The following is a 12,786-nucleotide window of genomic DNA, read 5'->3' as shown; positions in this document are numbered from 1 at the left end:
TCAATAAGCATTATGGAAACTCAACTTTCCACTTCTGGAAACCCATCGGTAAAACCCGGCCAGAGAGCGCCGTTGGCCCTCAGTGGGTTGGATTTCAAATTGCTCAAGGTGTTCAAGGCCGTGGTCGAGGCGGGAGGCTTCAGTGCGGCCCAGAATGAGCTGAATGTAGGGCTCGCGGCTATCAGTAAGCAGATTTCCGACTTGGAAATCCGGATCGGCATGCGCCTCTGCACGCGTGGTCGGGAAGGTTTCTGCCTTACCGAAGAGGGTAGCCTGGTGTATCAGGCATCCATTGAGTTATTTGCATCGGTGGACAAATTCAGGGACCGGCTTAGTTCGGCACAGAATGAATTGGTCGGCGACCTTAGTATCGGCGTCGTAGATAACACTATTTCCGACCCTAACTCACCGTTAGTTGCTGCCTTGCGGATCATCAACGATGAATCACCGAAAGTAAGGTTTCGCCTGCATGCAGCGCAATTGGATGAGGTGGAACGCGGGGTAGTTGAAGGGCGATTTGTTGCCGGCATTGTGCCGGTGTATCAGAAAAGAGAAGAATTTGACTATTTTTCCCTCTATGAGGAACTGTCTGAGGCTTACTGTGGTGTCGGGCATTCGTTGTTCGATCTCGACGATTCTCTGATCGACCGGGATGTGCTGCGTAACCATGCGTTCGTCAATCATCGTTATGCGATTCACCGGGACAAGCTCGACTTTGTTGGCCACGACAGTTATTCGGCTTCCGCTTCCCAGGTCGAAGCGGTGGCGATGCTGATCCAGACCGGACGTTTTGTCGGCTTTCTGCCGCAGCACTATGCCGCTGCGCTGGTTGCTCAAGGACAGTTGCGGGCGTTGCGACCGGAGACCATCCGCTTCAACACCTCATTCAACCTGATCCTGCGCCACAATACGGTGCGTGGCCCCTTGATCAAGGCTTTCGCCCGGTCCCTGGGAGTGGATCTCAAGGCGCCGGTCTAGGCTGTACCATGGGCTGAACAGCAAGTGACCGGCGCTCTCGCGAACCTGTTTGCCGAGGATGCGCTCGTGGACTTCATTGTTGAACAGCAGCCCTTCGATGACACCGCGGTAGCCTGGGTCATCGGCCAGTGGCCCCTTGAATGCTACCAATACATCGCGCAATTTCATCAGGCCGTTCAACAGCGGCGGTGTAACGGCTCTCGCAGGCAAGAGCCCGGACGGTAGTTGCAGGTGCGACGTAGCACAGGCCGGTTTTCGTGGGCGGTTTTTTTGGCACATGGACGGTTCCTTGCCAACTGTGGCGGCATCAGATCAGAGAGGGCGTGGGTGTCGCGACAGAACTGCAAGTGGCGTGCGTCCAGCAGCGCAAACTCACCTTTGAAGTTCGAACAAGTCCACGGATTTATTGTAAGTCAGCAAATCGTGCGAGGTTGGCTGGGTGGGGCTTTTAGTACCCGTTATATTTACGGGTTTATCCGTAGGATCTTTCTAGTTTTTTGCAGGAGTGTAGGGTTAAGCCAAATCGAAAAATGCGAAACTGCGTATTCGAGATAAGGAATGCGCCGTCGCGTCAGCATGGCGAGTCGGTATCCAAAACATCAATTGTGGGAATAGTCCTTGATTAGCGTTACTGCTGCTGATATTCCGACCTAAAAACCTCGGGTAATATCTTGTTACCATAGGCTTTTTAGCACTGGCGAACCCTCAATCGTCAAACCCGGCCTGTTCATGAATTTCATCCATCTTCAGTTCCAATCGGTAGGCCACGGCAATGAACAGCGCCTGACACAGGCACAGCGTGGCGCTCAGGGAACGGAAAGCGAAAGAGCTGCCCTCATTGACCAGCAACACCGTATTGGCCCGCTTGGCCAGGGGTGACAGATTGCTGTCGGTAATGATCAGGGTGTTAGCCTGATGGTGCTGGGCAATGCGCAGGCAGTGCTGGGTTTCCTTGCCGTAGGGCGTGAAGCTGATGGCGATCACCAGGTCGTTGGCCCGCACGCTACGCATCTGCTCGCGATAGCTGCCGCCCAAGCCGGACACCAGGTGAATACGCTTGTTGGTGTGCTGCAGGTTATAGACCAGGTAGTCGGCCACGGCGAACGAACGGCGCACGCCGACCACATAGATATTATCGGCGTTGACCACCAGGTCCACGGCCTTTTCGAAGGCGGCATCGTCGAGTTCCAGGCCCAGTCGCTCGATCCCGCAGAGCGTCGCGTTGATACAATCGCGTGCCAGGTCTGCGCTACTGGCTTTCTGCGATTTGTTGGCGATCATGCTACGAATGCGCTGCTGGTAGTTCTGTACCGGTGTGGTCTTGTGGGTATAGGCCTCGCGGAACAAGGCCTGCATTTCGCTGAAACCGCTGAAGCCGAAACGCTGGGAGAAGCGCACGATCGCCGACGGATGCACTTCGCATTCGCGGGCGATATCGCTGATCCGATCGACCATGATTCGATCGCTCTGCTGGCTCATATAGCTGGCGATGCGCTTGAGCTGACGGGGCAGGTCTTCGTATTCCTCGGTGATCAGCTGCAACAGACGCTCGGCATTGATCGGGGCGCTGGGAAGGTCGTCGACAGGCGAGGTCGAAGCCGGCTGATCGGTACGGGACATAGTGAATCCTTCTGGTTTGTTCTTTTAGGGCGCGGGCACTTGTCCGGTCGGCCCCTGACAATAGGTTGGCCTGCGCAGTCTACAGGGTAGGCGCCAAAAATAGCGTCGCCATGGGAGCCGCTGGCGGAGCTGAATCGATGCACCTCGCTCGCCGCGATTTTGTGGAAGTTTATTGGAAAAAATATTCCACGTAAAAATATATAGAAAAAATATTGATTGGCTCCACCAGACGTTTTAGTCTGCATTCAGCAAGCACCTGCCTCGTCGCTCGGGCGAGGGGCGTCGACTGATAAAAATAACAGGAGCCAGCATGGGTCAAACTCGTTTTGCCAATGGGCGTCAATTTGATCTGATCTGCCTTGGACGTCTGGGCGTCGACCTTTATGCACAGCAGGTCGGCGCACGTTTGGAGGACGTCGGCAGCTTCGCCAAGTACCTGGGTGGCTCCTCGGCCAACATTGCCTTCGGCACCGCCCGACTGGGACTCAAGTCAGCTATGTTGAGTCGGGTCGGCGACGATCATATGGGGCGCTTCCTGCTGGAGTCTCTGGCCCGTGAAGGCTGCGATGTCAGCGGCGTCACCATCGACCCGCAACGCTTGACCGCCATGGTCCTGCTCGGTCTCAAAGACCGCGAAACTTTCCCCTTGGTGTTCTACCGGGAAAATTGCGCCGATATGGCGTTGTGCGCCGAAGACATTTCAGAAAACTTTATCGCTTCCAGCCGATCCCTGCTGATCACCGGCACGCACTTCTCCACCGAAGGGGTCTACAAAGCCAGCATCCAGGCCCTGGACTTTGCCGAGAAACATCAGGTCAAGCGCGTGCTCGACATCGACTATCGCCCGGTGCTCTGGGGCCTGGCCGGGAAGGCCGATGGGGAAACCCGCTTTGTCGCCGACCAGCAGGTCAGCACCCATGTGCAGGCAATCCTGGCGCGCTTCGACCTGATCGTCGGTACCGAAGAGGAGTTCCTCATCGCCGGTGGTTCGGACCAATTGTTGCCAGCCCTGCGCCGGGTGCGCGAACTGACCGCCGCAACCTTAGTGGTCAAGCTTGGCCCGCAGGGTTGTACGGTGATTCACGGGGCGATTCCGGCACGCCTGGAAGAGGGTGCGATCTATCCGGGTGTTCAGGTTCAAGTGCTGAATGTGCTGGGGGCTGGCGATGCTTTCATGGCCGGGTTTCTCAGTGGTTGGTTGGGTGGTGCCGATGACGAACAGTGCTGTCGCCTGGCCAACGCCTGCGGCGGCCTGGTGGTTTCCCGGCATGCCTGCGCCCCGGCGATGCCGACCCGCGCCGAGCTGGACTATCTGTTCAGTAGTCCGGTGCCGATTAGCCGTCCTGATCAGGACGCAGTGTTGCAACGCCTGCATCAGGTCAGCGTGCCGCGCAAAGCCTGGAAGCAGTTGTTTATCTTTGCTTTCGATCATCGCGGGCAATTGGTGGAACTGGCGCGCCAGGGTGGGCGCGACCCAGCCTGCATCTGCCACCTCAAACAACTGTTCATCAAGGCTGTGGAGCGGGTCGAGGTCGATCTGCACCGCCAGGGCATAGCGGCGGATATCGGTCTGCTCGCCGACCAGCGTTTTGGCCAGGACGCCCTGAATGCGGCGACTGGTCGCGGCTGGTGGGTTGCACGTCCGGTGGAAGTCCAGGGTTCGCGGCCACTGGCGTTCGAGCACGGACGCTCGGTGGGCAGCAACCTGATCAATTGGCCCCAAGAGCAGATCATCAAGTGCCTGGTGCACTACCACCCCGATGACGAGCCGCTGCTGCGACTGGAGCAGGAAGCACAGGTCCTCGGGTTGTACCAGGCGTCCCAGGTCAGTGGGCATGAGTTGCTGCTGGAGATCATTGTGCCCAAGGATCATCCTTCGCCCCATCCCGATGCGCTCTATCGCGCAATCAAACGCCTGTACAACCTGAGTATCTTCCCGGCCTGGTGGAAGATCGAGGCACAGAGCGCGCAGGACTGGCAGCGCCTCGACGCACTGATCCAGGAGCGCGACCCGTACTGCCGTGGCGTGGTCCTACTGGGTCTCAATGCGCCGGTCGACGCGCTGGCCGAAGGCTTTCGCCAGGCCGGGCGCAGCAGTATCTGTCGCGGTTTTGCGGTGGGGCGCACGATTCACTATGAACCCAGCCGGGCCTGGCTGGCGGGGGAACTCGACGATGAAGGGCTGATTCGCGCGGTACAGGCGATTTTCATGCAGTTGATCGATGCCTGGTGCGAAACCAGGGCCTGAGGTTTTGAACAACCAGAAAAGGTGCAGTCCATGCCCGCTATCCGTATTGGCATCAACCCGATTTCATGGAGCAATGACGACCTGCCTTCCCTCGGCGGCGAAACGCCCCTCAGCACTGCCTTGAGCGAAGGCCAGGCCATCGGCTACGAAGGCTTCGAACTCAACGGCAAGTTTCCCAAAGACGCCAAAGGCGTTGGCGATGTCTTGCGTCCCTACGGCCTGGCATTGGTCTCGGGCTGGTACTCTGGCCGTCTGGCGCATCGTGGCGCCGCCGAGGAAATCGATGCCATCGCCAGCCATGTCGAGTTGCTGGCATACAACGGCGCCAAGGTGCTGGTCTACGGTGAAGTCGCCGACTCTATCCAGGGCCAGCGCATCCGCCTGGTCGAGCGACCACGCTTGCACGGCGAACAGGCCTGGCAGGTCTATGCCGACAAACTCACCGAGCTGGCACGGTTCACTCTATCGCGAGGCATACGCCTGGCTTACCACCATCATATGGGCGCCTATGTCGAATCGCCGACGGACATCGACACCCTGATGCGCCTGACGGGGCCGGAAGTCGGTCTGCTGTTCGATTCCGGGCACTGTTACATGGGCGGCGGCGAGCCGCTGGAGGTTTTGCGCAAGCATATTCAACGAGTCTGCCATGTGCATTTCAAGGATGTGCGTCAACCCGTGGTGCAACTGGCACGCAACAACCTCTGGAGCTTCCCGGAGTGCATCATCAACGGTACCTTCACGGTACCGGGCGATGGCGATATCGATTTTGCCGCATTGCTCGATGTGTTGTTGGCCGCGGATTACCGGGGCTGGCTGGTGGTCGAAGCGGAACAGGACCCGGCCGTGGCTCCGAGTTACGCCTATGCGAAAAAAGGCTATGACACCCTGCGGGCACTGTTGAACGAGAGGAGCGTGCCATGAACCTGCTGGTCAAGAGTTTTCCCCGTGGCCAGCAGATGGTCGCATTGCCTGCCGGAACCCTGGAGTACGTGGGATTTGCGGCCTACCGCCTGCCCCCTGGGGAGAGCCTGTCGGTCGATGCCGATGACCGTGAACGGTGCGTGGTGGTGCTGTCCGGGCAGGTCGATATCAAGGGCGAGACGCCGGGGCAGGGGGGCTTTCACTGGGGCAATATCGGCGAGCGGCACTCGGTCTTCGAGGACCAGTCGCCCTATGCCGCGTACCTGCCGCCTCATAGTCAGGCCCGGATCAGTGCCCTGAGCAACGATGTGCAGATTGCCGTCTGCGCGGCACCGGGCTGCGCGTCCGCGCGGCTGCCAGCACGGTTGATCCGGCCCGAACAGATGAAGCGCTCCGTGCGCGGCAAAGGTGCCAACACTCGTTATGTCTGCGATATTCTGCCGGACAGCGAGCCGGCGCATTCGCTACTAGTGGTCGAGGTACGCACGCCGTCAGGGCATTCCTCCAGCTATCCACCGCACAAGCATGACACCGATGACCTGCCGCACCAGAGTTTCCTGGAAGAAACCTACTACCACCAGGTCAATCCGCCCCAAGGCTTTGTCTTCCAGCGGGTCTACACCGACGACCGCAGCCTCGACCAGGCCATGGCTGTGGAGAACAGCGACCTGGTGGTGGTGCCCAAGGGTTATCACCCGGTCAGCGTGCCCTACGGCTACGAGTCCTATTACCTGAACGTAATGGCCGGGCCCAAACGCATCTGGCAGTTCCACAACGACCCTCAACACGCCTGGCTGATGGACCTCTGACGAATTCCAGCCCCTGTTCACGGAGAACAACGATAATGCGCCAGCCCCTGCGTTTCGCCCTCAATCGTATGGTTGCCCCACGCTTAGCCCTGGCGGACTTCATCGCCCTGGCAGTCAGCCTCAAGGCAGATGCCATCGAGATTCGCAACGACATCGAGGGTATCGAGATCGAGGACGGCAGCTCGCCCGAGGACATTCGCCGCTTGTGTGCCGGCGAAGGACTTCGGGTGTTGTCCATCAATGCGCTGTACCCCTTCGATGTGTGGAACGATGAGCGCCGTGCCCACGCTATCCGGTTGGCGACCTATGCTCGCGACTGCGGGGCCGAGGCGCTGGTCATGTGTCCGTTGAACGATCGTACCGACCCGCGTAACGCCGCCGAACGCGCCGCGGGCTTGCGCACCGCATTGAATGAACTGGCGCCGATCCTGCGCGAATACGCCATCCTCGGTCTTATCGAACCATTGGGTTTCGAGGAGTGTTCGCTGCGGCGCAAACGCCAGGCGGTCGATGCCATTGAGGCCATTGGCGGGCTGGATGTGTTCCGCCTGGTACACGACACCTTTCATCACCATCTGGCGGGTGAAGAGGAGTTTTTCCCCGAACTGACCGGCCTGGTGCATATCTCCGGCGTGGAAGATACCGAGGCCCCGCTGGCGAGCATTCGCGATGGTCATCGGGTACTGGTGGGTGAGGCGGATATTCTCGGTAACGCGGCACAGATCCGCCACTTGCTCGCCACTGGCTACAGAGGGCATCTGTCCTTCGAGCCATTTGCCGAGAGCGTCCACGGCCTGACGGATATCCGCCAGGCCGTGGGGGCAAGCATGGATCACCTGACCCGCACGGTGGCGGCATGAGCACGACACGACTGACGATGGCCCAGGCCCTGGTGAAATTCCTCGATAACCAGTATGTCGAGGTGGACGGGGTGCAAAGCAAGTTCGTCGCCGGGGTTTTCAGCATTTTCGGCCACGGCAATGTCCTGGGCCTGGGCCAGGCGCTTGAGCAGGACAGCGGCGAACTGGTGGTGCATCAGGGCCGCAATGAGCAAGGCATGGGTCATGCCGCCATCGGTTTCGCCAAGCAGCACCTGCGGCGTCGGATCTATGCCTGCACATCGTCGGTCGGTCCGGGGGCGGCGAACATGTTGACGGCAGCGGCCACGGCCAGCGCCAATCGCATCCCGCTGTTGCTGTTGCCGGGGGATGTCTATGCCAGCCGCCAGCCCGACCCGGTGCTGCAGCAGATCGAGCAGTTCCACGACCTGAGTATCAGTACCAACGATGCGTTCAAGGCAGTGAGCAAATATTGGGACCGGATCAACCGTCCCGAACAACTGATGAGCGCGGCGATCCAGGCCATGCGCGTACTTACCGATCCGGCCGAAACCGGTGCGGTGACCCTGGCCTTGCCCCAGGATGTGCAGGCCGAGGCCTATGACTACCCAGACTATTTCCTGCAAAAACGCGTGCATCGTATTGACCGCCGGCCAGCCACCGACGCCATGCTCGGCGACGCCGTGGCGCTGCTCAAGGGCAAGCGCACACCGCTGATCATCTGCGGCGGCGGGGTGCGTTATTCGGGCGCCGGTGCGGCCTTGCAGGCGTTTGCCGAGCGTTTCGCCATTCCCTTTGCCGAGACCCAGGCCGGCAAGAGTGCGATTGTGTCGGCGCATCCGCTGAATGTCGGCGGTATCGGCGAGACCGGTTGCCTGGCGGCCAACCTGTTGGTCCGGGACGCTGACCTGATCATCGGCGTCGGTACCCGTTACAGCGACTTCACTACGTCCTCGAAATGGCTGTTCCAGCACCCACAGGTCGAGTTCCTCAACCTCAATATCAGCCCCTGCGACGCCCTCAAGCTCGACGGTGTACAACTGCTGGCCGATGCCCGTAGCGGTTTAGAGGCACTGTCCAAGGCTCTGGCCGATTCGGGCTATCGCAGCGATTGGGGGGATCGGCCACGGCAGGCCAAGGTCCTGCTCGAAGAGGAAATCGAGCGGGTTTATCAGATCGAGTACCAAGCAGCAGACTTCGCTCCAGAGGTCAACGACCACACCGACCCGGCGGTCCTGCGCGAATTTATCGAACTGACCGGCTCCTGCCTGACCCAGAGTCGGGTGCTGGGCGTACTGAACGAGACCCTGGCCGACGATGCGGTGATAGTCGCCGCGGCCGGCAGCCTGCCGGGCGATCTGCAACGGGCGTGGCGCAGCAAGGGTGTCAATACCTACCATGTCGAATACGGCTATTCGTGCATGGGCTACGAGATCAATGCGGCGCTGGGGGTGAAGCTGGCGGAGCCGGCACGTGAGGTCTACGCCCTGGTCGGCGACGGTTCCTACCTGATGCTGCACTCGGAGCTGGCAACCTCGATCCAGGAGCGGCGCAAGATCAATGTGATCCTGCTGGACAACATGAGCTTCGGCTGCATCAACAACCTGCAGATGGGGCATGGCATGGACAGCTTCGGCACCGAGTTTCGCTATCGCAACCCGCAGACCGGCCAGCTCGACGGCGGCTTGGTGCCGGTAGACTTTGCCATGAGCGCCGCCGCCTACGGTTGCAAGACCTACAAAGTCAGCACCCTGGAACAGTTGTACTCGGCTCTGGCCGATGCGCCATTGCAGACGGTGTCGACGCTGATCGATATCAAGGTCCTGCCCAAGACCATGATCCACTCCTACCTGTCCTGGTGGCGGGTCGGCGTGGCGCAGGTGTCCACCCGCGAGCGTACCGACGCGGCGGCAAAAAAACTCAATGCCCAATTGGCGAAAGCCCGGCAGTACTGATTGCTCACCCTTTAATAAGACTATCAACGGGAGTACTTCTATGTCGTCCTTGAAGCTAGGCGTGATCGGCACCGGTGCCATCGGCCGCGATCATATCCGTCGTTGCAGCCAGGCCTTGCTCAACAGCCAGGTGGTGGCGGTCACCGATATCAATCTGGAACAGGCGGCCAAGGTAGTGGCTGAGCTGGACCTGGTCGCTGAGATCTATTGCGATGGTCATGCGTTGATCAACGCGCCGGAAGTCGAGGCGGTGCTGGTGACGTCCTGGGGGCCGAGCCACGAGGAATTTGTCTTAGCGGCGATTGCCGCTGGCAAGCCGGTGTTCTGCGAAAAACCCCTGGCGGTGACCGCCGCCGGATGTCGCAAGATCGTCGAGGCCGAGATCGCCCATGGCAAGCGCCAGGTCCAGGTCGGTTTCATGCGTTCCTACGACCAGGGTTACCGAGCCCTCAAGGCGGTGATTGACAGCGGGCAGATCGGCGAACCGCTGATGCTGCATTGCGCCCACCGCAACCCCACCGTGGATGAGAACTACAAGACCGACATGGCGATCACCGACACCCTGATCCATGAACTGGATGTGCTGCGCTGGCTGCTGGCCGATGACTATGTCTCGGTGCAGGTGGTGTTTCCACGCAAGTCGCCTAAGGCCTTGCCTCATCTCAAGGACCCACAGATCGTTCTGCTGGAGACCGCGCGCGGTACCAGGATTGATGTTGAGGTCTTCGTCAACTGCCAGTACGGCTATGACATCCAGTGCGAAGTGGTCGGGGAAACCGGTATCGCCAGGTTGCCGGAGCCCTCCCAGGTGCAGTTGCGCAGCCAAGCCAAGCTGTCCAACGCGATTCTGATGGACTGGAAGGATCGCTTTATCGCGGCATACGACGTCGAGTTGCAAGGGTTTATCGATGGCGTGCGGGCCGGGCAGGTCGGTGGCCCATCAGCCTGGGACGGCTTCGCCGCAGCGGTGGCGGCCGATGCCTGCATCGAGGCGCAGAACAGCGGCGCGATTGTGCGGATCGGTTTGCCACCGCGTCCGGCGTTTTATAACTGATCCGGGTGGCTGGCACCGAGCTGCCTTGCATCGTGCAGGCGATGAGCCTCGACAGGCCAGGGAGCAATGTGCAGGTCATGGCCCAACTGAGCAGCCCGGTGTCTGCGCTGATTGATACGTCGCTGCAAGATCATCGGGCCGCTAGCGCATTGGGGCGGGCGTGGGGAACTCAGTATAAAATTCACCAGGGCTGTCGGCGCATGCAAAGTTGGTCAATAAATAAGCGGATTCTCGCAAATCGGACGATACTCCCGCAGTTTTGTTGGCTATGTCACAAAATTCGAATGGTCAAATTGACAAGCTGGTTACTTCCTGGAGTAAACTACCGAGCTTCAAGGCGCTGATAAAGCTTCAATAACTGTCGAGTGCCTTGGAAGTTAAATAGAGTGTCCACAGCTTTTCACAAGCTTTCACAATTTCACTGATGTGATTTCAGTATCACTGTTTTCATGCGATATATCGGCAAGCCATTGTTGGAGTTTAGCCTTGGTGTATGCATCAGCCCGATATCTTGCATGATGCCGATGCCTGTAGCGCCACAGGGTGAAATCACTCTCGAAGGCATTGCCTGAGCTGCCATCCTGCAGCCAGACCCCGTAGTACCGAGGCCCTAATACTGGCACCCATGCCACCGTCGGCTACTGGCCTGGGCCGCTCGCCCGTTCAGATCGTTGGTGGCAATCGCTTTTCGCCCCTGTCTTCGACGCCACCACACGCCGCCTGGCGGTTGACTCCCGTTGTAGCGGATCGACTGTCGATGAAGCCATTATTTCGATAATTAGTATCCTCCCCAGTTCTATATTCAGAAGCGCACTTCGGTTAACCACTAGTTATCGGATGAGCATTGGTTCTCCACAAGTTTTCACAAGCTTTCACAGCTTCTTTCAATTTCATCTGAGTACTATGCAACGCATGCAGACCAACGGGGTCAGGTTCAGGAGAAGGTTATCCTCGTTCGTGATTACCAGTAGTTTGCATAGCTTTCAGTTTGCAATAGTGCAACTGAAGGAACTTCTGACCGAGACTAGGAGATACAAAATGAGCGACGTCCCACCAGTAAGCTCCGGCAACGCAGACGCAGCCATCGCCAAGATGCAAGCAACTTTCGATATGGCAATCGAGAAGTCTGCAAAAATCACTGAATTGTCCACTGCCAAAAAAGCAGAGCTCGACGCTACCAAACAGCGTCCGTCCAACTGAGTTGGCTCGCGAGCGGCGCCTGGCGCCGCTCGCCTGTTCAGACTGATTGTCGCAATGGCACTTAACTTACACCTTATCTCATGTGAATGGTCTGCGGTGCCGGCTCAAGGCCTGCCGAAGACGGTTCACCGTTCCTGATCGGTGCATTTGCTACATGGCCCGCTGCGGTTAGCGGAGTAGATGGTGGTAAGTCCAGTCATGACAGCCCTGATATCCCGACCTTCGAGCGCCGCCAGCGGTTTGCCGCTTCTGAGTATCACCCAAGGGGTGCATCAGGGGGTATCGCTGGTTCTGGAGGCACCGACCTACCTGATCGGCGGCGCCGTAACGGCTGATCTGATGCTACGCGATTCAGGCATCGCTGCGGAGCATCTGCGCCTGCGTTTCGACGGTGCCTACGTTGCCATCGAGGCTCTGGGGGGTGACATAAGGGTCATCGGCGATAGCGCACGCAGCGTGACGGTCCCCTTGGGTAATGGCCATCGGGCGCGAATGCCGCTGCGGATCCTGCTGGACACCGTCGAGTTGCAACTCGCCTTTGATCGCGAGCCCTTGCCCCCGCTGAGTGTCCGCACGCCAATTGCCAGTGCACCGAACAGCGTCACCAGTAGTGGTTGGCGCTGGATTGCTCTGGGTTTACTGGCGGTCTGTGCTACCACCGCCTTTGCGTTACGCAGTGAGCCGCTACCTGTTGTCGATTCGATCAGCGTGGCTTCTCCCGCCGAGCTCGGCGTCGGCCAGCCTGCGCTAACCCTGGCCGAAGCCAAAGGGTATCTCGATAACGGTTTGCGTGCGGCTCGCCTGAGCGGCATCACGGTGCAGCTCAAGGAGGGTCAGCTACTGGCCCTTGGCTCGTTCGACGCTACCCAGAAACCGCAATGGATCGCCCTGCAGAAAGGCTTCGACAGCCGTTATGGTCGCACTTTCATCCTGCATCAGAACGTCAGTGTGCGCGAAGGCGTGGCCGCACCACGGGTACGTTTCCAGGCTGTTTGGTTCGGCGCCAATCCTTATGTGGTCAACGACTCCGGCATGCGCCTCTATCCCGGTGCCGCGTTGCCGGACAATTGGGTGATCGAGCGGATTGAAAATAACGAGGTTGTCCTCGCTCGTGGCGAAGAACGCTTCACCTTCACTTTATGACCCGCACCATCCGAAG

The 12,786-nt window shown here is 59.1% G+C and carries 10 protein-coding genes; 9 read left to right on the top strand and 1 reads right to left on the bottom strand.

Annotation, left to right across the window (positions count from 1 at the left end):
- The first annotated feature begins 12 nt into the window (after positions 1 to 12).
- Positions 13 to 978: a LysR family transcriptional regulator gene (locus AWM79_RS06510; protein WP_026013382.1), complete on the top strand. Its 966-nt coding sequence runs from the start codon at positions 13 to 15 to the stop codon at positions 976 to 978.
- A 705-nt stretch (positions 979 to 1,683) separates the two neighbouring features.
- Here AWM79_RS06510 and AWM79_RS06500 read toward each other — a convergent pair.
- The gene (locus AWM79_RS06500; RefSeq protein WP_017133787.1) at positions 1,684 to 2,598 is read right to left on the bottom strand and encodes a MurR/RpiR family transcriptional regulator; all 915 of its coding nucleotides are present in this window, start codon (positions 2,596 to 2,598) and stop codon (positions 1,684 to 1,686) included.
- Between the two features lie 310 nt (positions 2,599 to 2,908).
- On the opposite strand from AWM79_RS06500, the gene AWM79_RS06495 reads away from it, so the two are divergent.
- The 8 genes from AWM79_RS06495 (at position 2,909) to AWM79_RS06460 (ending at position 12,770) form a co-directional block, all read left to right on the top strand.
- Positions 2,909 to 4,846 (top strand): bifunctional 5-dehydro-2-deoxygluconokinase/5-dehydro-2-deoxyphosphogluconate aldolase, encoded by a 1,938-nt coding sequence (locus AWM79_RS06495; RefSeq protein WP_060782440.1) that lies wholly within the window; start codon positions 2,909 to 2,911, stop codon positions 4,844 to 4,846.
- A 30-nt stretch (positions 4,847 to 4,876) separates the two neighbouring features.
- A complete protein-coding gene (gene iolE, locus AWM79_RS06490; RefSeq protein ID WP_017133789.1) occupies positions 4,877 to 5,770 on the top strand; it encodes a myo-inosose-2 dehydratase in 894 nt (297 codons plus the stop codon).
- Positions 5,767 to 6,579, top strand: coding sequence for a 5-deoxy-glucuronate isomerase (iolB, locus tag AWM79_RS06485; RefSeq protein ID WP_017133790.1), 813 nt, complete (start codon positions 5,767 to 5,769; stop codon positions 6,577 to 6,579). The genes iolE and iolB overlap by 4 nt, the downstream gene beginning before the upstream one ends.
- 35 nt (positions 6,580 to 6,614) lie before the next feature.
- Positions 6,615 to 7,439 carry a TIM barrel protein gene (locus tag AWM79_RS06480; protein WP_017133791.1) on the top strand — a complete coding sequence of 275 codons (825 nt, stop codon included), beginning with the start codon at positions 6,615 to 6,617 and terminating at the stop codon, positions 7,437 to 7,439.
- Positions 7,436 to 9,373: a 3D-(3,5/4)-trihydroxycyclohexane-1,2-dione acylhydrolase (decyclizing) gene (iolD, locus tag AWM79_RS06475; RefSeq protein ID WP_060782439.1), complete on the top strand. Its 1,938-nt coding sequence runs from the start codon at positions 7,436 to 7,438 to the stop codon at positions 9,371 to 9,373. Before AWM79_RS06480 ends, iolD begins: the two co-directional genes overlap by 4 nt.
- A 40-nt stretch (positions 9,374 to 9,413) precedes the next feature.
- On the top strand, positions 9,414 to 10,427 hold the full coding sequence (iolG, locus tag AWM79_RS06470; protein ID WP_060782438.1) for a bifunctional inositol 2-dehydrogenase/D-chiro-inositol 1-dehydrogenase: 1,014 nt from the start codon (positions 9,414 to 9,416) through the stop codon (positions 10,425 to 10,427).
- Positions 10,428 to 11,465: 1,038 nt separating this feature from the next.
- Positions 11,466 to 11,627, top strand: a complete 162-nt coding sequence (locus tag AWM79_RS25255; protein WP_017128419.1) for a hypothetical protein — start codon at positions 11,466 to 11,468, stop codon at positions 11,625 to 11,627.
- Positions 11,628 to 11,825: 198 nt separating this feature from the next.
- On the top strand, positions 11,826 to 12,770 hold the full coding sequence (locus AWM79_RS06460) for a SctD/MshK family protein (RefSeq protein WP_017133795.1): 945 nt from the start codon (positions 11,826 to 11,828) through the stop codon (positions 12,768 to 12,770).
- Positions 12,771 to 12,786 lie beyond the last annotated feature (16 nt).

The sequence above is a fragment of the Pseudomonas agarici genome (genome assembly GCF_001543125.1).
In the GTDB taxonomy this organism is placed as follows: domain Bacteria; phylum Pseudomonadota; class Gammaproteobacteria; order Pseudomonadales; family Pseudomonadaceae; genus Aquipseudomonas; species Aquipseudomonas agarici.
Note: the sequence above shows the minus strand (reverse complement) of the source record. Positions and strands in the feature narration are given on the sequence as shown.

Excerpts from the sequence above, each read along its gene's own strand:
- AWM79_RS06510 (WP_026013382.1), top strand. The coding sequence starts at position 13 with ATGGAAACTCAACTTTCCACTTCTGGAAACCCATCGGTAAAACCCGGC.
- AWM79_RS06500 (WP_017133787.1), bottom strand. The coding sequence starts at position 2,598 with ATGTCCCGTACCGATCAGCCGGCTTCGACCTCGCCTGTCGACGACCTT.
- AWM79_RS06495 (WP_060782440.1), top strand. The coding sequence starts at position 2,909 with ATGGGTCAAACTCGTTTTGCCAATGGGCGTCAATTTGATCTGATCTGC.
- iolE (WP_017133789.1), top strand. The coding sequence starts at position 4,877 with ATGCCCGCTATCCGTATTGGCATCAACCCGATTTCATGGAGCAATGAC.
- iolB (WP_017133790.1), top strand. The coding sequence starts at position 5,767 with ATGAACCTGCTGGTCAAGAGTTTTCCCCGTGGCCAGCAGATGGTCGCA.
- AWM79_RS06480 (WP_017133791.1), top strand. The coding sequence starts at position 6,615 with ATGCGCCAGCCCCTGCGTTTCGCCCTCAATCGTATGGTTGCCCCACGC.
- iolD (WP_060782439.1), top strand. The coding sequence starts at position 7,436 with ATGAGCACGACACGACTGACGATGGCCCAGGCCCTGGTGAAATTCCTC.
- iolG (WP_060782438.1), top strand. The coding sequence starts at position 9,414 with ATGTCGTCCTTGAAGCTAGGCGTGATCGGCACCGGTGCCATCGGCCGC.
- AWM79_RS25255 (WP_017128419.1), top strand. The coding sequence starts at position 11,466 with ATGAGCGACGTCCCACCAGTAAGCTCCGGCAACGCAGACGCAGCCATC.
- AWM79_RS06460 (WP_017133795.1), top strand. The coding sequence starts at position 11,826 with ATGACAGCCCTGATATCCCGACCTTCGAGCGCCGCCAGCGGTTTGCCG.